Raw genomic sequence first — 17,572 nt, 5'->3', positions numbered from 1 at the left:
CGAGGTCTTGCTCACCGTGATCGACGTGGCAACGACCGGATGTTCGGTCTCGCAGGTCGTACACACCGGCTCGGGGTCGTTGCCGCCCGGCGGGATGGTTGCAGTCACGACATTGCCGACGCTGCCCGTCGCATCCGCGTTGACGGTCGCGGTGTAGGTCAGCGTATACGTGCCCGGCAGCGTGCCGGCAGGCAAGGTGCAGCTCAGCGCACCGGTGCAGGCAAATGCACCTGCATCGGTCACTGCACCAAAGGTCAGACCTGCGCCCAGGGTGTCGGCGAGCGTCAGCACTTCAGTCGTGGCCGAGTTCGCAATGGTCGCCGCCAGCGTGTAGGTCAGCGTGTCGCCAGGCGACACCTCGCTGCCCGAGGCCGGGTTCGAGCTCTTGCTCACCGTGATCGACGTCGCGACGACAGGATGCTCGGTCTCGCAGGTCGTGCACACCGGCTCGGGGTCATTGCCGCCCGGCGGTGTGGTCGCCGTCACGACATTGCCCACGCTGCCGGTCGCGTCCGCATTGACCGTCGCGGTGTAGGTCAGTGTGTACGTGCCCGGCAAGGTCCCAGCAGGCAAGGTGCAGCTCAGCGCACCGGTGCAGGCGAATGCGCCGGCATCGGTCACCGCACCGAAGGTCAGGCCGGTGCCGAGCGTATCGCTCAGCGTCAGCACTTCGGTCGTCGCCGAACTGGCGACCGTTGCCGTCACCCTGTAAGTCAGCGTGTCGCCGGGCGACACCTCGCTGCCCGATACCGGGTCGGAGGTCTTCGTCACCGTCACGACCGAGGCCAAGGGATGCTCGGTGGCGCAGCTCGTGCAGATCGGCGAGGGGGGCTGCGGATCGTCCGGATCGCCGCCGCCCGTGGCGATCACCACGTTCCCGACCGACGTCTGCGCATCCGGGCTGACAGTGGCGGTGTAGACGACACTGTACTCGCCCGGCGCCGTCCCGGCCGGCAAGGTGAAGGTGCGGGCGTTGCCGCTCCCCCCTTCGACGAAGTTGCCGGCGCTGGTCACGGCGCCGAAGATCAGGCCCGCGCTGAGCGTATCGCTCAACACGACGTCGGACTGGGTGGCGGCTTCGGTCACACGCACGTTTAGCGTGTAGGTGATGACCTGCCCTGCGGTGACGATCGAGCCGGCAAGCGGGTCAGCGCTCTTGACGACCTCAACGACCGGACGCGCCACAGTGACCGTCGCGTTCGCGGTGTTGTTGGCAAGATCGATGTCGTTGGTACCCGCCGGCGCGGAGACGGTCGCGACGTTGGTCACGGACGTCGACTGCGCGAACGCCGGAGACGCTCCTGCCAGTCCCAGAAGACATGCCAATACCGTACCGCCGGCGGCCGATGCGGCCGCCCGGATGTTGTTCAACAGCATCCCGCAATCCCCCGAAAAACCTGCCATGGCCCGAGATCGACGGACCCGCATTTCCCTGAATGACGATTCGGCCACGCGACAAAAGAGCTCGATCGAGCTCGTCGTTCAGAAAGGACGTTCCCCGCGTAATAAGTCGCCCGCGCCAAAAGCACCCACGGCGGGAGGACGGCATTTTATGCACGCAATAATTCGACGTCAATCACAGATTTTCTACATCGCTTTATGTTAGCGAGTGAGAGAATCGGTGAGATAAATGGTCGCATTCAGCATCCCGAGCCTGCCCTCGCTCGAAGCAGGAAAGCCCCCATATCGAGCTGCCCGACCGCGTTGCTGACCCAAGGCAGTGCCCTGTCGGGGGGATCTGTGCACCACGCTTCGCAGCAGGACGATGGCAGTTGGGCTACGGACATCACGTACGACCGATGCCGTATACGGCTTGTGGTTTGGCTTGTCCGCCCAAGCTTCGCGCACCGATGTCGTGATCGGAGCTGCACGCAGATATGGCCTCCCTGCGGGTAGCGATAGGGCTGGCCAGGCAGACGCACTGCCGGCGCTGCCGTCATTTGAATGTCCCTGCAATTTCTGCGCATCGAGGCTGCGCTCGAACGCATCGGGCGGGAATTACCGAGCCGATCCCTTACCCCGGTTCAGATGCCACGAATGATCCAGCGCCCCGCGGCCGGACAGTGGCGGCATCGGCCGGTCACCACCGGCGCCTCTTCGCGTCAGACTGCCCGCGCCGCCATCACCAGGTCAGCACATATCCCACACCGCGGACCGAGCGCAGTGGCAGTGCCATCCCGGTGCTGTCCTGGCATTTGCGCCGCAGCCGATAGACCAGCATCTCAAGCCGATGGGGGTCGAACTCGTGTACGTCGTCGACAAGCCCGGCGATCAGGTCCTCGCGTCGCACCGGCTGTCCCGGCGAGCCGGCGAGTCGGCGCATGACTTGCTGCTCGGCGAGCGTGAGTTCGACCGCGCGGCCGTCAGGCAGCAGGATGTTCCACCCACGCTCGTCGAGCCGCCAGCCGGTCTCGCCACTGCCCTCCTCCCCCATCTCGCCGCCTTCGCTGCCGTCGGAAGGGACGACGCGGCGCGAGAGGTTGCGCAGCGTGGCGATCAACGCGCTGGCCTCGACCGGCTTGGTCAGATACGCATCGACCCCGGCTTCCAACCCACGCAGCCGGTCGCTGTTGGACACGTAGCCGGTCAGCATGACCAGCCCGATCGTGGGGGCAGCCTCGCGCAGATGGCGGGCGATCGCGAAGCCGTCCTCGTCCGGCAGGCCGACATCGAGCAGCACCAAGTCGTACCGGCTGGCCACCAGATCGCGATACAGCGCCAGCGCGCCGGGCATGCCGGTCGCCTCGAACCCGGCTGCACGCAGCAAGGGCACCAGGATCTCGTCACGCAGCTCGTCGTCGTCCTCGACCACCGCGACTCTGACACGCTCAACCGCCGCCCCGTTCACGCCATCTATCCCATTCCGAAGCGGGCGCCTCTCCCCGCGGGTCATTCGACAACGATAGCAAAACCCCGGTGAGCGCTGATCCCGGCACCGTCACCTGGCGTGATCACCAGCCACAGCTGCACCAAGCCAGCCGTGTCCGGGACGCGGCATCGGCCCGGGAGACTGGAGCAGCGCCCGCGCGGCGGCAGCCGCCTGGGCCGAGAGCGCATCGTCGACGCTGCAGCGATCCGCCACCCGGCTGGCGACCACACGGCCATCGCGCAGGACCAGCCGCGCGCCCGGCTGCCGGGGCACGCGCTCGCCGGGCAGCAACGTCCCGGCGAGATTCAGCGGATCGGACGCGCCCACACAGATCAGTTCGCCGTCCGCAGGACGCGCACGGACCGCACGCAGCAGGCCGACGGCCTCGGGCAGCGCGTACTGCTCGCCCGACAGCCCGGCCACGAAGCGGCCGCCGCGGATCTCGCCGCGGGCCTCGAGCCGGCGGTAGACCCGCACCAGCTCCCGCCATGGCGGCAGCCAATCGGGTTCCCGATCGAGGATCCGCCAGCAGACCACGCCGTAGCGCCGCAACAGCACGCACGCCACGTGCTCCAGGTCCTCGGCATCGGCACCGCCGGCACCGCGCCTGGGCTGGCTCCAGCGCCCGGCATCGGCGATGCCGACCAGCGGCCTCCCGCGCCGGCGCCCACCGGTCGCCGGCCGACGCGAGGGCGGCACCAACAACGCGCGCAGGCCTGTGAAACTGTCACAGTGCGCGCGCCCGGCAGCGACCAGCTCCGATAGCCCGTCCTCCAGCTCGGTCTGCAGCAGTCGCGTATGCGCCTGCAGGTCGTCGAAGAACGACGCCCCCTGCCGTGCCAGCGCCTCGTCGATCCGGCGCGCGCGCGAAGACAGCACCTCCGCGCCTGCCGGCGCGGGCGCCAGGCGCATCCAGCGCGGCGCATCCAGCCTCGGCAGCAGTGCGATCGGGATCTGACGCAGGTGGCCGCCGCTCCCTTCGCCGGCGCGCGGCCGTAGACGCAGCCAGGCCAGGCGTCCGGTGGTGCACAACGCATCGAGCCAGCCGGGCGAGAAGTCCGGCACCCGCGCCGGCAGCAGATCCGCCTCCCATGCCGCCGCAGGCGCCTCGTAGCCCTCGAGCTGCGCCAGCACGCCGGCCAAGGCCTCGGCACCGTGCACGCGAGCGCCCTGCGACACATGTTGCCAGTCGCACAGGAAGCGCACGTAGTCGGTCACCGGTACCGGCTCGATCTCGCGACGCATGCGCCCCAGCGTCTCGCGATGGATGCGGGCCAAGAGCCCACGCTCACACCACTGGACCGGCCCCGCCGTGTCGCCGCAGAACCAGCCCTGCATTGCGGTGCCCTCGTGCTCGAGCGCGTGCAGCGCCGGCAGCAGCGCAGACGCCGCCAGGCCGAGTGGCGCAGCCAACGCCTCGGCCGTCACCGGCCCGAGCCCGCCCAAGCGTGCACGGACCAGTTCCAGCAGCGCGGCCTCACGCGTCCACGCCACTGCGTATTCGTCCGGCACCGCAACCTCGGGTCGGATCGCAGCCTCGGGATGCAATGCGCGCAGCAGCGGCAGTCGCTCGACCGCAACCCAGACCGCGACCTCGTCGCCCACGGGCACGCGCGTCGCACGCGCATCGCCGGCCAGCGCCGCCAGCAGCGCAGGCCAATGCGCGAGGGCCGCTGCCTCATCCTCGGCGATGGCGCCCAGCATCATCAGCGCGTCGTGCATCTCGTCGGGCGTCGCCGCTTCCGGCCACGCCTCCTCGCGTACCCGCGCGATCGCCGCCGGGTCGAGCCGCCCCAGGTCGTCCGCCGCCGGATCGTCCCAGCGACGCCGCTGCACCGCCTGGGTCCGACGTTCCTCCAATGGCGCATCGTCGAGAAAGGCATAGGGGCGCGCGTTGATCGCCTCGGCGGCCAGCGGCGACGGCGCGGTCAGCTCGCAGGCGCGCACTGCGATCCGGCCGGCCTCAATGTCGCGCAGCACCGCCAGCCAGCCTGACGCGTCCATCGCGACTTCCAGGCAGTCATACAGCGTCTGCGCGACCAGAGGATGTTCGGGAATCTCGCGCTGGCCGACGATGTTCTCCAGGCACGCGACCTGGTCGGGGAATACTGCCGCAAGCAGGTCCTCGCTCTTCATCCGCTGCAACTGCGGCGCGACCTTGCGGCCGCCGGCAAAACGCGGCAACGCGAGCGCGGTGGTCGCATTCCAGCGCCAGCGCACGCCGAACAACGGCGCGTCCAGCAACGCCTGCACCAGCACCTCACGCGCGCGCGCTGCGCGCAGATAGTCCATGACCTCGGCCAGCGGAAAACTGTGGCTGGTCGAGAGCGACAGCACGATCGCGTCCTCGGTCGCCGCCGCCTGCAGTTCGAAATTGAACTTGCGGCAGAAGCGCTTGCGCAGCGCCAGGCCCCAGGCACGGTTGATGCGGCTGCCGAACGGCGTATGCAGCACCAGTTGGGTGCCGCCGGTGGCGTCGAAGAAGCGCTCGAGCACCAGGCACGACTGGGTCGGCAGCGCCCCGAGGGCATCGCGTGCACGCGCCAGGTAATCGACCAGTTGCGTGGCCGCTTCGGCCGATAGACCCGCCTCATCCTGCAGCCAGGCGCAGGCACGCGGATGTCCCGATGCCTCGCCCGGCGCGTCGAGCAGGGCCTCGACCTGCGCACGCAGCCGCGCCACACCCGCCGACAACGCGTCCGTGCGACCGGGTGCCTCGCCGATCCAGAACGGGATGTTCGGCGGCAGGCCCTGCGCATCCTCCACACGCAACCGCCCTGCTTCCACCCGCAGGATCCGGTAGCTGGCATTGCCCAGCTGGAACACATCGCCGGTCAGGCTTTCGACCGCGAAGTCCTCGTTGACGGTGCCGATCGACTGCGACTCTGGCTCGAGCAGTACGGTGTAGTCGCCGGTGTCGGGGATCGTGCCGCCGGACATCGTCGCGACCATGCGCGCGCCCTTGCGCCCACGCAGCCGACGATGCACCGCGTCGCGATGCACGTGGCCGGCGCGCGGTCCGTGGCGCCCGACAAAGCCCTCGGCGAGCATGCGCACAACCGCGTCGAAATCCGCGCGCGCCAACTCGCGATATGGCCACGCCCGGCGCACCAGCGCGAACAGCGCGTCCTCGTCCCAATCCTGCATCGCAGTTTCGGCGACGATCTGCTGCGCCAGCACGTCGAGCGGCGCCGGCGGGATGCGCAATGTGTCCAACTCGCCGCGGCGCACGCAGTCGAGCAAGGCTGCGCACTCGACCAGCTCGTCGCGTGTCGTCGCCAGCAGCCTGGCCTTCGGCACGCCACCGACCTGATGTCGTGAACGGCCCGCCCGCTGCAGAAACGCGGCGATCGAACGCGGCGAGCCGATCTGGCACACCAGGTCGACATCGCCGATGTCGATGCCCAACTCCAGTGACGCAGTCGCCACCAGCACGGTCAGCTCGCCGCGCTTGAGCCGTTGCTCGGCGTCGAGCCGCGCCTCGCGCGCGAGGCTGCCGTGGTGCGCCGCGACGCGCTCGCGGCCCAGCAGTTCGCCGAGGTGACGCGCCGCCCGCTCGGCCATACGCCGCGTGTTGACGAACACCAGCGTCGTCCGGTGCGCCTGCGCCAGGTCGGCGATGCGCCGATAGAGCTGCATCGCCTGGTCGTTGGACAGCACCGCCGACAGCGGCGTCGGCGGCAACTCCAGCGCCAGGTCGCGCGGCCGGTCCAGTCCGACCTCGACGATGGTGCAGCCGCTGTTCTCCGGCTCCACTGTGCTAGCCACGACCTCGCCCTCCCCCGCATGCGGGGCCGAGCCAGGCTGGGCCTGCGCAGTCGCTGCGCGATCCCCACCGCGCTCGCCGACCAGGAACCGGGCCACCGTGTCGATCGGCTTCTGCGTCGCCGACAACCCGACCCGCTGCAATCGCCTGCCGCACAGCGCCTGCAGGCGTTCTAGCGTCAGTGTCAGATGGCTGCCGCGCTTGTCGCCGGCGACCGCATGGATCTCGTCGACGATGACGCTACGCACGTCGCCGAGCATCGCCCGCCCCGAGGCCGAGCCCAGCAGCACGTACAGCGACTCGGGCGTGGTCACCAGGATGTGCGGCGGCCGTCGGCGCATGCGCGCGCGCTCGGCCTGCGGCGTATCGCCGGTTCGCACCGCTGTGCGGATCGCCACCTCCGGCAGCCCCATCGCCGCCAGCGCCGCGCCGATGCCCGCCAGCGGCGCCTCGAGGTTGATGCGTACGTCGTTCGACAGCGCCTTGAGCGGCGACACATAGACCACTCGCGTCGCGTCCGCCAGCGTGCCGCCGGCCTCGAGGCCCTCGCGCACCAAGCCATCGATCGCGACCAGGAATGCGGTCAGGGTCTTGCCCGAGCCTGTCGGTGCCGACACCAGCACATCGCGCCCGACCGCGATCGCCGGCCACGCCGCGACCTGCGCCGGCGTCGGCGCCGCGAACGTGTCGCCGAACCACTGCGCGACCGCGGGATGGAGGGTGTCAAGGGGCATGGCGCACATGATCGCGGTGGCGACCGGGCGGACGGGTCGGCGGCTACAAGATCCACGATATGCGCCCGCCGCGCGCCTGCTTCAACCGGCGCCGCAGTGCGTGTTCAGCAGTGCCGCAGGATGCCCAAGGGCTGCTGTGCAGCGGGTCTGCTCATCGCGACCCGTGCACCGCGCCGGCGATCGTTTTCTGGATGCTGTCACTGCGTGTACCCCAGTCGGGGTGATCACCATCGCTCTCGTGACCGGCCAGCGCCTGCCTTGCGCCATCCAGGATCGTCTCGCACGACAAGCCCAGTACGCACAGCGCCAAGGCGGCGAATGCATCGGCGAACAGCTCCGCAGCGCGCATGTCCGTATGGTCCGAACGCCGGATCGCTTGCTTGACTGCAGCGGGGACCGTCGCCTCATGATCGATCGCGTGCCCGAGCTCGTGAAGCATCGCGAACCGCGTCGTCGTCGGCCCTTGCTCGATCACGTCCCGGGCGATATTGATCCGCCCGTTCTCGATTCGAGTGCTACCGCCGATCTCCACCACCAGGCGTTCGGACAACGTGGCCAGCACGTCGGCCAGGGCATCGCGATCCTCGGGCAACAAGTCCTCGAATACCGACAACCCGTCGATCGCCGAGCAGATCACACGCAGGTCGTCCTGCCATCGGTCGACCACATGCTGCGACCCGACCACTGCCTGCGCGATGGGCAGATAGTCGTCGACGATGTCGTCGATCGTGAGCGTGTCGTCGCAGAGCGTCTCGCGAAAGTAGTGGACGATATCGTCCAACGCGGCCTCGCCAACCACGCCTCCCTGGTAACGCACGTAGGCGGCCAGCGCATCGACGGCGGGCTGACGGGAATCGGAGGTGTCTTGTCGGCGGGGCATCTCGGCGTCTCCATGGCAGGTGGAAACAGCCTGAGCGCAGGCGACAGCGGATACGATCGGACCCGAACTGATTCGGCCCTCGGTCGTTGTCCGATCTGCGCGGCGTCAACAGCACGCATCGCGCTGCATCCAGACGGCCAGAACGTTTCCAGAGCGCCGGAGATCTCGTCGACGGAATGGTGGGTCGTGATGGATTCGAACCATCGACCAGCGGATTAAAAGTCCGATGCTCTACCGACTGAGCTAACGACCCATCGACGGGCGGTGTACCACCCGGTCAGCGCCTCCTGGCCACCAGGGTGGCGGAGGATGCCTGCCGCCTGTGGCGGCACCGGCACCAGGCCGGAGACGCATTGTACCGGACAGGAGCCGCCGTCTGCAGCGGTGCGCCACCGGGCGTGCTCTAGGCGTGCGGACCGCCGACGAGCTCGCGCCCCTGCTCGGTCAAGTCGATGTCGCCGTCCTCGGCCAGCACCGCGTAGCCGGCACGCACGGCCCAGTCGGTCTCGGCCTCGGTGATCGGCGTGGTGGCGTCGATATCGCGCAGGATCCGCAACTGGTCGTCGGTCAGGGGCATCGGGGGGGTGTCCGTGTGTGGAGTTCATGCCCACGGTACGCACGCGCCGTGACAGGCACGTCGCGGTTGCATAGCGTGGAGCATGCGGACGCGGCGGCATCCCCCGCTCGTCGGTCCCTGCAACGCAGCCGAGGAATGCGCGCATCGGCGATACCCACATGCCGTCAGGATCGGCGAAGACCTCGCCGACAGGCCAGCAAGACGCCGCGGATTGGCGGCTCAGCCGGCCACGGTGGGCACGTAATGGGTCGGATCAGCCGCGCCCGCGGCGGCGAAGCCATCGGCGCGCAATCGGCAGGCATCGCAATGGCCGCACGCCCGGCCCTGCGCATCGGCGCGGTAGCACGACACGGTCAGTCCGAAGTCCACGCCCAGCCGCAGGCCCTCGCGGACGATATCGGCCTTGCTCATCTGCTGCAGCGGCGCGTGGACGCGGATGCCGGCGCCCTCGACGCCAGCCTTGGTCGCAAGGTTCGCCAGCCGCTCGAACGCAGCGACGAACTCCGGCCGGCAGTCCGGATAGCCCGAGTAATCGACCGCATTGACGCCACAAAACAGGTCGGCCGCGCCGATCACCTCGGCCCAACCCAGGGCCAGCGACAGCATGATCGTGTTGCGGGCCGGCACGTAGGTCACCGGAATGCCGGCACTGCCGGCCTCGGGAACCTCGATGTCGTCGGTCAGCGCCGAGCCGCCGAACGCACGCAAGTCGACATCGACGGTCTTGTGCGCGACCGCGCCCAGAGCGGTGGCCACGCGCGCGGCAGCGTCGAGCTCGGAGGTATGCCGCTGCCCATAGCGCACGCTCAACGCATGCACGGCGAAACCCTGCTCGCGGGCGATGGCGACGACGGCGGCGGAATCCATACCTCCGGACAACAGGACGACGGCGTTTTTCATGGCGTTTGTGTTTCGTACTTCGTGAGTGATCACAGGCTAGCGCATCGAGCACATCCCACGGCTGCGGATCGCCCTGCCCCGTCGCGATAAACGGCGCCGGCTACCGCCCCGGCTCGTCGTTCCACAGCAGCTTGTGCAACTGCATCTGGAACTTGACCGGCAAGCGGTCGGCGACGATCCAGTCGGCGAGGTCGCGTGCGGAAATCTCGCCCTTGCTCGGTGAGAACAGCACATCGCAGCGCTGATGCAGGCCCCGCTCAAGGACAAGATCGCGGGCCCATTCGTAGTCGGCGCGCGAGCAGATCACGCACTTGATCTGATCGTGCGCAGTCAGCAGCGCGAGGTTGTCCCACAGGTTGCGGTGCGCCTCGCCCGAGCCCGGCGTCTTGATGTCGACGACACGGCTCACGCGCGGGTCGACGTCGGAGACATCGAGCGCGCCCGAGGTTTCGAGCGAGACCTGGTAGCCGGCATCGCACAGCCGCTCGAGCAGGCCGATACAGCGCTTCTGCGCCAGCGGCTCGCCGCCGGTCACGCAGACATGCCGCACGCCCTGGCGCGCGACCTCGGCGAGGATCGCGTCGATCGTCCACCACTCACCGCCGTGGAAGGCGTAGGCGGTGTCGCAGTAGCCGCAGCGCAGCGGGCAGCCGGTCAGACGGACGAACACCGTGGGCCAGCCCGCGTCACGGGCCTCGCCCTGCAGCGACAGGAAGATCTCGGTGAGCTTGAGCCGGTCGGCCGCGGATGCGGCGACCGCATCGGGCGCGACGGCGGTCATCGGGTCAACGCAGGCGCGAGAGCTGGATCGCGCGCAGCCGGTCGGCTGCCGTGCGGGCCGCATCGGTGCCCGGATACTGTGTGCCGACCTCGGCCAGCGTGGCCTCGGCCGCGTCCAGATTCTTCAGCCCGTACTGCGACAGGCCGACCTTGAGCAGGGCGCCGGGCGCCTTGTCGCTAGTGGGATAGCGCTGCAGCAGCGCGCGGAACTGCTCCTCGGCCAGGGCGTAGTTCTGGGTGACGTAATAGCTCTCGCCCAGCCAGTACAGCGCATTGGGCGCATAGCTGCCCTGCGGATGCTGGGCCAGGAAGGCCTGGAACAAGGTCGCCGATTCGGCGTAGTCGCCATTGCGCAGCGCGGCGAACGCCTGCTCGTAGGCGCCGCGCTCGTCGGCCGGCGCCTGCGCCGTCGTCGGCGTGGCGGCAGGCGGCGGCGTGACCCCACCTTGTGACGCCGGCGCGGGCGCGGACCCGACGGCCCCGCGCCCAAGCTCGGGCAGCTCCATGCCGCCGGCACCACCGGTGCCACCCGCACCGCCTCCAGCGCCCTCGAGCCGGTTGAGCCGGCCGTCGATATCCAGGTACTGGCTACGGTTGCTGTTCTTGAGCTGTTCGTTCTGCTGCTGCAGTTCCTCGACCTGCGAACGCAGGGCGACGAGTTCCTGCCGCAACTGGTTGACCTGATTGAGCAGGTCCATGTTCGCGCTGGTGTCTCCCGAGCGGGCCTCGAGCGCGGCGACGCGGTCGGCCAGGCTCGCGCGCTGCGCGGACGCGGGCGCGGCGACCACGAGGGTCGCCGCGAACGCAACTGGGAGTACCAGCCATTGACGCATCGAAAGCATCAGCGGGCGGTGTAGATGATCTCGACGCGACGATTGCGGGCCCAGCAATCCTCGTTCGACTCGGTGCACACCGGACGCTCTTCGCCGTAGCTCACGACAGCCAGCTGGGCAGACGAACCACCGTTGGCCTGCAGCGCCGAGGACACGCCGTTGCCACGGCGCTCGCCCAGGCCCTGGTTGTACTCGCGGCTACCGCGCTCGTCGGCGTGGCCTTCGAGCGAGATGCGCGCCGAGCTGCGGTCACGCAGGTACTTGGCGTGGCAGCTGACGATGGCCTGGAACTCCGGACGCAGCGAGTCCTGATCCAGATCGAAGTACACCACGCGCTGGCGCAGGCAGGCATCGCTGTCCAGGTCGGCCGGCGTGTAGGCACCTGCGGTCGACGGGGTCGGCGCGACCGTGCCGGTGGACGGACCGGTGTCGACCGGCGCTTCTTCCTTCACCTTCTTGGAACACGCGACGGCGGCGGTGCAGAGCAGCGCTGCCAGCATCACACGGGTGGTCGTCTTCATCTCGTCGATCCTTGGTTATGTCGAATCAGGGCAGTGAGTATTGTTGTTAAGGACGTGCAGGCAGCGTCAGCGCTGTTCCCGGAACGGACCCCATGCCGGTTCGCGCACATCACCATCGGCGAGGACGAGGCGCTGGCGTACCCGGCCATCCGAAGAGACCGCGTACAGCACACCCCTACGCCCCTCGCGCGCCGCGTACAGGACCATGCCGGCGTTCGGAGCGAAACTCGGCGATTCGTCGAGCGATCCGGGCGACAGCGTGGACCAGCGGGGCGACCCCAGGCTGCGATCCAGCAGTGCAATACGGTACACGTTGCCCGACCCTTGCGCCACGACGATTTTCTTGCCATCGAAAGAAACCGACGGGTCGGCGTTGTAGCTGCCCTCGAAGGTCACCCGGGTGGCGTTGCCGCCGCTCGCCGGCGCCTGATAGACCTGCGGCCGGCCGCCCCGGTCGGAGATGAAGTACAGGCTGGCACCATCGGGCGCCCAGACCGGCGAAGTGTCGATCGCGAAGTGGTTGGTCACCTGGGTCAGCGCCTTGCTGCCCAGGTCCATCACGTAGATCTCGGGGTTGCCGCTGCGCGAGAGCGACAGCGCCAGACGCCGGCCATCGGGCGAGAACGCCGGGGCGCCGTTGATACCGCGGAAGCTGGAGACCAGCTCCCGGCCGCCGGTCGAAATGTCCTGGATGTAGATCGCCGAATTGCCGCGCTCGAAGCTCACGTAGGCGATGCGGCGACCGTCCGGGCTCCAGGCTGGCGAGAGCAGCGGCTCGTTGGAGCGCACCACGGTCTGCGGGTTGTGGCCATCGGAATCGGCGACGACCAGCGCATACCGGGCGCTCTGCCCCAACCCGGTCTGGGTCACGTAGGCGATCCGGGTCCAGAACGCGCCGCGCACGCCGGTGATCTTCTCGTAGATCGCGTCGGCCATCTGGTGGGCGACGTCCCGCATCGCGTTGGCGCGGGCGGTCATCGCCAGGCCGAGCATGCGTTCCTGCTTGGCGACGTCGAACAGCTCGTACTCGACCCGGTAGCCACCGCCGCCGGCGTCGACGACCCGGCCCACGACCAGGAAGTCCTGGCGCAGCGCGCGCCACGTCGGGTACTGGACCTCGCTGCCGCGGGTCGGGCGCTCGACGATGTCGCGGTCGGGCAGCGTACGGAACTGCCCGGAGCGGTCGAGGTCGGCGCGGATCACTGCGGCCACGTCGGTGTCGGGCGCGGTGCCACTGCCCTGGTAGGGCATCGGGACGACCGCGATCGGCATCGCCTGCGCGCTGCCGCCGGTGATATCGATCTCCAGACCCTGCTGTTGCGCGCTGGCCATCATCGGCAGTGCGAGCGCGAACAGGGCGATCAGACAACGGATCAGGATGGGTTTCATCGGCCTACCGGACATGGAAATGGAGAGAGACCCGCGCAGCTTGGCCGCTGCACGGCGCAACAGGATGAATCCGGGCGCAATCATGGCGCGCCGCTGGTGAAGGTGATGACGAGCTGGCGCTCGAACACCCGCTCGAAACCCGCGTACGGCAATGGGGAGGCCCGGTACACCGCCTCGAGCAAGGATTGCCGGGCGGTTGCATCGAATCCGCACTCGAGCACGGGCTCGACCGACACCACGTCACCGCCGGGCAACTGCCGGACCAGTACCCGGCAGCGCACATCCTCGGCGATGTCGGGCTTGCGCCACTGGCTCTGCACGGCCTGATGCAGCGCCATCCGATAGCGAGTCTCGAGCGCGTCGTCAGCGCGGCCGGCGCCCGGTGTCGCCAAGCCGCACAGCGCCAGAGCACCCGCTACGAAGGCCGCCTTGGCCGTCGAAACCGCAGCCGGCATCGGTCAGTCCTGCGCGGTAAAGTTGAAGTTGAGGCGGCGGTTGAAGACCGATTCGAAGCCGGCGTACGGCAGCGGTTCGGCGGCACGCACCGCGGCCTCGACCGAGCGCCGCCCCTGGGCGTCGTACGGGCACGATGGGTCGAACTCGACGCTGATCACCTCGCCGCCCGGCAACTGGGTGATGTACAGGCGACAGCGCTGGCCCAACTGGACATTGTCGGGCCGGCGCCAGTTGCGACGCACCGCTTCCTGGATCGCCGCCGCGTACTTGGCGGCCAAACCGCTGTCGCCCTCGGGACGGCCGGGCGGCGGGCTCGCCGCCGACGACGCTGCAGACGCGGCCGCACGCTCGGCCGCCTGACGCGCCTCGCGGTCGGCGATCTGCTTGAGCCGCTGTTCGGCCAGGCGCGCCTCGCGCTGGGCCTTCTCACGCTCGGCGCGCAGCTTCTCCAGTTCCTGACGGGCAAGCCGGCGCTTCTCTTCGGCTTCCTGCTGCTTCTGCTGTTCGGCCAGCTCGATCTGCGCCTGCCGGCGCTTCTCTTCCTGCTCTCGTTCACGCGCCTCGGCAGCCTGCGCTTCGCGACGCACGGCATCCTGGGACACGGTGTCGGGCTTGGGCACGACCTCCTGCGGAGCCGGCTGGCGGGGCTCGACCGCATCCTCCGGACGCGGTTCGGGCAGCGGCTGCGGCGGCGCGGCGACCGGTTCGGGCTCTGGTTCGGGCAGCGGCTCGACCACGGGTTCGGGCGTGGGCTCTTGCGCCGGCTCCGGTTCGGGCACGGGCTCGGCGACCGGCTCGGGGCGACTGGCAAGCGCGCGCCGGTCGGCCGCGCTCAGCGCGTTGGGGTCGATGACGTCCGCCGAGACCGGCGAGCCGGCGGCCGAGGTCGGGCGCGACGACGCGCTCCACAGCGCGCCGAGCAGGATCAGCCCGAACAGCAGCACGTGGACCAGGATCGCCAGTCCGACTGCGATCGCGTCGTCGGAGCGCGATTCACGCATTCAGTTCGCGCCCTCCTGCGGGCGGCTGATCAGACTGACCTTGGAGATCCCGGCTTCGTTGATGAGGTCGATGGCGTTCATGATCCGCTGGTAGCTGGCGGCGCCGTCGCCGTTGACCAGGATCGTGGCTTCCGGGTTCTGGGTGTGGATGCCGCGCAGGCGCGCGACCAGATCCTCACGCGTGACCGAGGTGTTCTGCTGCTCGACCATCAGTGCCAGCTGGCCGTCGGGATAGACGCTCACGACCACCGGGTCCTTCGGCGTGCCGAGCGACTTGGCGCGCGAATCGGGCAGGTTGATGTCGGTGCCCAGGTTCATCAGCGGCGTGGTGACCATGAAGATGATCAGCAGCACCAGCATCACGTCGATGTAGGGCACGACGTTGATTTCGTTCTTGAGCTTGCGCCGCTTGGCACGGCGAAGGGAGATCGACGACATGGTGGGGTCCGGGTTCGTGGACGGTCCAGCGACCGCCCGGCGCGGCTGGGGTCAGTCGGCGCCGGTCTGACGTTCGAGGATCGAGGAGAACTCGTCGGAGAAGGCCTCATAGCGCGTGGCGATGCGCTCGACCTTGGTCGCGAAGCGGTTGTAGGCCCACACCGCCGGGATCGCCGCGAACAGGCCCATCGCGGTCGCGATCAGCGCCTCGGAGATACCGGGCGCGACGGTGGCGATAGTCGCCTCCTTGACGCTGGCCAGGCCGTGGAACGAGATCATGATGCCCCACACCGTGCCCAGGAGGCCGACGTACGGCGCGATCGAGCCGACATTGGCCAGGAATTCCAGGTTGCGCTCCAGGCCGTCGAGCTCGCGGGCACCGGCCACGCGCATGCCGCGCTGGGCGCCCTCGAGCTGGGTGCGGCTGTCGATGCCGCGGCGCTGGCGCTGGCGCGAATACTCGCGATAGCCGGCCTCGAAGATCGCTTCCAGGCCTTCGATCTCACGGCTGCGTTCGGTCGCCGAACTGTAGAGCTTGCCGATCTCGGCGCCCGACCAGAAGCGTTCCTCGAAGCGGTCGGCCTCTTTCTCGGCGCGGTCGAGCATGCGCTTCTTGCGGAAGATGATGACCCACGAGGAGATCGACGCCAGCAACAGCAGCAGCATCACCAACTGGACCGGGATCGAGGCATGCACGATCAGGTCGAGGATGCTCAGGTCGTTGGGCAGCGGCGCGGTCGCGGCGGCAGCCGCACCGGTGTTCGCCAGATCGGTGGCGCTGGCGGCCGCCTCCTCGGGCAGCGCCTGCACCTGGGTGGCGGACTGCAACAGCACGGGCATGGGGCTCATCCAGGATTACTCCGCTGACGTTTCGAGTGACTTGAGTTGGGTGTACAGCGCATCGGGCAGCGCGCGCGGACGGAAATCGGCCGTGCCCAGCGCCGCCACGCGCACCTCGGCATCGACCAGCAGCACGCCGTCCCGGCGGATCCGCTGGACGAACACCGCGCTCGCGCGTCGGCACTCACGCAGTACCACCTCGACCTCCAGCGCATCGTCGAGGCGTGCGGGGCTGCGGAAATCGATCCGCATCGCGCGCACCGCGAACAACGTGCCGTGCGCCTCCTGCAATGTGCTCTGGCCATGGCCGTGGGCACGTAACCACTCGCTGCGTGCGCGCTCCATGAAGGCGACGTACTGCGCGTGATAGACGACACCGCCGGCGTCGGTATCTTCCCAGTAGACGCGTGTCGGCCAACTGAATGCAGGCGAACCGGAATCGGGCATTGGTGATGGGGCGCTCATTGGGTCGGCTGACGGTTGGTGGCGTGCGGATGGCTGGCGGACACTCAGAACAAGGCCCCGGATTCCCCACTGCCCAATGCAGGTTCCTTGGGCTTGAGCCCCAGATGCAGGTAGGCCTTACGGGTGGCCATGCGGCCACGCGCAGTGCGCACCAGAAAGCCCTGCTGGATCAGATAGGGTTCGATCACGTCCTCGAGCGTGCCGCGTTCTTCGCTGAGCGCGGCGGCCATCGACTCGACGCCGACCGGGCCGCCGTCGAAATTCTCGATGATCAACTGCAGCAGGCGCCGGTCGAGCTCGTCGAAGCCCTCCGGATCGACCTTGAGCATCTGCATCGCGGCATGCGCGACGGCATGATCGATGCGGCCGCCGGCCCGGACCTGGGCGTAGTCGCGCACCCGCCGCAGCAGGCGGTTGGCGATGCGCGGGGTGCCGCGCGCGCGCCGCGCGATCTCGGCCGCGCCTTCCGGCTCGCAGGCCATGCCCAGGATCTGCGCCGAACGCCGGACGATGCGGGTCAGTTCCTCGGTGCTGTAGAACTCCAGGCGCTGGACGATGCCGAAGCGATCGCGCAGCGGGGCGGTCAGCAGGCCGGCGCGGGTCGTCGCGCCGATCAGCGTGAACGGCGGCAGGTCGATCTTGATCGAGCGCGCAGCCGGCCCCTCGCCGATCATGATGTCGAGCTGGAAGTCCTCCATCGCCGGATACAGGACTTCCTCCACGACCGGCGACAGGCGGTGGATCTCGTCGATGAAGAGCACATCGTGCGGCTGCAGGTTGGTCAGCAACGCGGCCAGGTCGCCGGCCTTCTCGATCACCGGGCCCGAGGTCACGCGCAGCGCCACACCCAGCTCGTTGGCGATCACATGGCTGAGCGTGGTCTTGCCCAGACCGGGCGGCCCGAACACCAGCACATGGTCCAACGCCTCACGGCGCTGCCGGGCGGCTTCGATGTAGATCGCCAACTGCTCGCGGACCGGTTGCTGGCCGAGATAGTCGTCGAGCCGCTGCGGCCGGATGCTCGCCTCGACGGCGTCGTCCTCGCGGGTGGCGTCGGCGGCGATGATGCGATCCTGGGTCATCCCGGCATGATCGCACGCCGCCGCCCCGAACCAGAACCGGG

Annotated in this window: 16 protein-coding genes and 1 tRNA gene; all 17 read right to left on the bottom strand. The window is 69.0% G+C overall.

All coding sequences use genetic code 11. The annotated features are described in order from the left end of the window. Positions 1-1,377: isopeptide-forming domain-containing fimbrial protein (locus WAF18_RS07745; RefSeq protein WP_337244574.1), on the bottom strand; the 1,377-nt coding region annotated here is incomplete at its 3' end. Positions 1,378-2,122: 745 nt separating this feature from the next. Then, complete coding sequence (locus WAF18_RS07740) at positions 2,123-2,848, bottom strand: response regulator transcription factor (protein WP_183426654.1); 726 nt, start codon at positions 2,846-2,848, stop codon at positions 2,123-2,125. Between the two features lie 90 nt (positions 2,849-2,938). Further along, positions 2,939-7,369, bottom strand: coding sequence for a DEAD/DEAH box helicase (locus tag WAF18_RS07735; RefSeq protein WP_337244573.1), 4,431 nt, complete (start codon positions 7,367-7,369; stop codon positions 2,939-2,941). A gap of 151 nt (positions 7,370-7,520) precedes the next feature. Then, positions 7,521-8,249 carry a hypothetical protein gene (locus WAF18_RS07730; RefSeq protein ID WP_337244572.1) on the bottom strand — a complete coding sequence of 243 codons (729 nt, stop codon included), beginning with the start codon at positions 8,247-8,249 and terminating at the stop codon, positions 7,521-7,523. A 177-nt stretch (positions 8,250-8,426) separates the two neighbouring features. Next, positions 8,427-8,502: transfer RNA gene (locus WAF18_RS07725), tRNA-Lys, on the bottom strand. 150 nt (positions 8,503-8,652) lie between these two features. Further along, positions 8,653-8,826 carry a hypothetical protein gene (locus WAF18_RS07720; RefSeq protein ID WP_241944073.1) on the bottom strand — a complete coding sequence of 58 codons (174 nt, stop codon included), beginning with the start codon at positions 8,824-8,826 and terminating at the stop codon, positions 8,653-8,655. Positions 8,827-9,045: 219 nt separating this feature from the next. Next, positions 9,046-9,726: a 7-cyano-7-deazaguanine synthase QueC gene (queC, locus tag WAF18_RS07715; protein ID WP_337244571.1), complete on the bottom strand. Its 681-nt coding sequence runs from the start codon at positions 9,724-9,726 to the stop codon at positions 9,046-9,048. A gap of 100 nt (positions 9,727-9,826) precedes the next feature. After that, the gene (gene queE, locus WAF18_RS07710) at positions 9,827-10,507 is read right to left on the bottom strand and encodes a 7-carboxy-7-deazaguanine synthase QueE (RefSeq protein ID WP_183426649.1); all 681 of its coding nucleotides are present in this window, start codon (positions 10,505-10,507) and stop codon (positions 9,827-9,829) included. A gap of 4 nt (positions 10,508-10,511) precedes the next feature. Then, the gene (ybgF, locus tag WAF18_RS07705; protein WP_337244586.1) at positions 10,512-11,339 is read right to left on the bottom strand and encodes a tol-pal system protein YbgF; all 828 of its coding nucleotides are present in this window, start codon (positions 11,337-11,339) and stop codon (positions 10,512-10,514) included. Between the two features lie 8 nt (positions 11,340-11,347). Further along, the gene (gene pal, locus WAF18_RS07700) at positions 11,348-11,860 is read right to left on the bottom strand and encodes a peptidoglycan-associated lipoprotein Pal (RefSeq protein ID WP_337244570.1); all 513 of its coding nucleotides are present in this window, start codon (positions 11,858-11,860) and stop codon (positions 11,348-11,350) included. A gap of 66 nt (positions 11,861-11,926) precedes the next feature. Next, positions 11,927-13,249 (bottom strand): Tol-Pal system beta propeller repeat protein TolB, encoded by a 1,323-nt coding sequence (tolB, locus tag WAF18_RS07695; RefSeq protein ID WP_183426647.1) that lies wholly within the window; start codon positions 13,247-13,249, stop codon positions 11,927-11,929. Positions 13,250-13,329: 80 nt separating this feature from the next. Then, on the bottom strand, positions 13,330-13,704 hold the full coding sequence (locus tag WAF18_RS07690) for a cell envelope integrity protein TolA (RefSeq protein ID WP_337244569.1): 375 nt from the start codon (positions 13,702-13,704) through the stop codon (positions 13,330-13,332). Positions 13,705-13,707: 3 nt separating this feature from the next. Then, on the bottom strand, positions 13,708-14,706 hold the full coding sequence (gene tolA / locus WAF18_RS07685; protein ID WP_337244568.1) for a cell envelope integrity protein TolA: 999 nt from the start codon (positions 14,704-14,706) through the stop codon (positions 13,708-13,710). Continuing rightward, positions 14,707-15,144: a protein TolR gene (gene tolR, locus WAF18_RS07680; protein WP_241944079.1), complete on the bottom strand. Its 438-nt coding sequence runs from the start codon at positions 15,142-15,144 to the stop codon at positions 14,707-14,709. Positions 15,145-15,195: 51 nt separating this feature from the next. Then, on the bottom strand, positions 15,196-15,993 hold the full coding sequence (tolQ, locus tag WAF18_RS07675; protein ID WP_337244567.1) for a protein TolQ: 798 nt from the start codon (positions 15,991-15,993) through the stop codon (positions 15,196-15,198). A 6-nt stretch (positions 15,994-15,999) separates the two neighbouring features. Continuing rightward, positions 16,000-16,449, bottom strand: coding sequence for a tol-pal system-associated acyl-CoA thioesterase (ybgC, locus tag WAF18_RS07670; protein WP_337244566.1), 450 nt, complete (start codon positions 16,447-16,449; stop codon positions 16,000-16,002). Between the two features lie 44 nt (positions 16,450-16,493). Then, the gene (gene ruvB / locus WAF18_RS07665) at positions 16,494-17,531 is read right to left on the bottom strand and encodes a Holliday junction branch migration DNA helicase RuvB (protein ID WP_183426641.1); all 1,038 of its coding nucleotides are present in this window, start codon (positions 17,529-17,531) and stop codon (positions 16,494-16,496) included. Between the last annotated feature and the right edge of the window lie 41 nt (positions 17,532-17,572).

This window comes from Luteimonas sp. gir (genome assembly GCF_037198055.1).
GTDB lineage: Bacteria > Pseudomonadota > Gammaproteobacteria > Xanthomonadales > Xanthomonadaceae > Luteimonas > Luteimonas citri_A.
This window is presented reverse-complemented; position numbering and strand designations above follow the sequence as displayed.

Bases quoted from the DNA above. Each gene is read 5' to 3' on its own strand.
- WAF18_RS07690 (WP_337244569.1), bottom strand. From the start codon at position 13,704: ATGCCGGCTGCGGTTTCGACGGCCAAGGCGGCCTTCGTAGCGGGTGCT.
- tolA (WP_337244568.1), bottom strand. From the start codon at position 14,706: ATGCGTGAATCGCGCTCCGACGACGCGATCGCAGTCGGACTGGCGATC.
- WAF18_RS07720 (WP_241944073.1), bottom strand. From the start codon at position 8,826: ATGCCCCTGACCGACGACCAGTTGCGGATCCTGCGCGATATCGACGCC.
- ybgC (WP_337244566.1), bottom strand. From the start codon at position 16,449: ATGAGCGCCCCATCACCAATGCCCGATTCCGGTTCGCCTGCATTCAGT.
- tolR (WP_241944079.1), bottom strand. From the start codon at position 15,144: ATGTCGTCGATCTCCCTTCGCCGTGCCAAGCGGCGCAAGCTCAAGAAC.
- tolQ (WP_337244567.1), bottom strand. From the start codon at position 15,993: ATGAGCCCCATGCCCGTGCTGTTGCAGTCCGCCACCCAGGTGCAGGCG.
- pal (WP_337244570.1), bottom strand. From the start codon at position 11,860: ATGAAGACGACCACCCGTGTGATGCTGGCAGCGCTGCTCTGCACCGCC.
- queE (WP_183426649.1), bottom strand. From the start codon at position 10,507: ATGACCGCCGTCGCGCCCGATGCGGTCGCCGCATCCGCGGCCGACCGG.
- tolB (WP_183426647.1), bottom strand. From the start codon at position 13,249: ATGAAACCCATCCTGATCCGTTGTCTGATCGCCCTGTTCGCGCTCGCA.
- ruvB (WP_183426641.1), bottom strand. From the start codon at position 17,531: ATGACCCAGGATCGCATCATCGCCGCCGACGCCACCCGCGAGGACGAC.
- queC (WP_337244571.1), bottom strand. From the start codon at position 9,726: ATGAAAAACGCCGTCGTCCTGTTGTCCGGAGGTATGGATTCCGCCGCC.
- WAF18_RS07735 (WP_337244573.1), bottom strand. From the start codon at position 7,369: ATGCCCCTTGACACCCTCCATCCCGCGGTCGCGCAGTGGTTCGGCGAC.
- WAF18_RS07730 (WP_337244572.1), bottom strand. From the start codon at position 8,249: ATGCCCCGCCGACAAGACACCTCCGATTCCCGTCAGCCCGCCGTCGAT.
- ybgF (WP_337244586.1), bottom strand. From the start codon at position 11,339: ATGCGTCAATGGCTGGTACTCCCAGTTGCGTTCGCGGCGACCCTCGTG.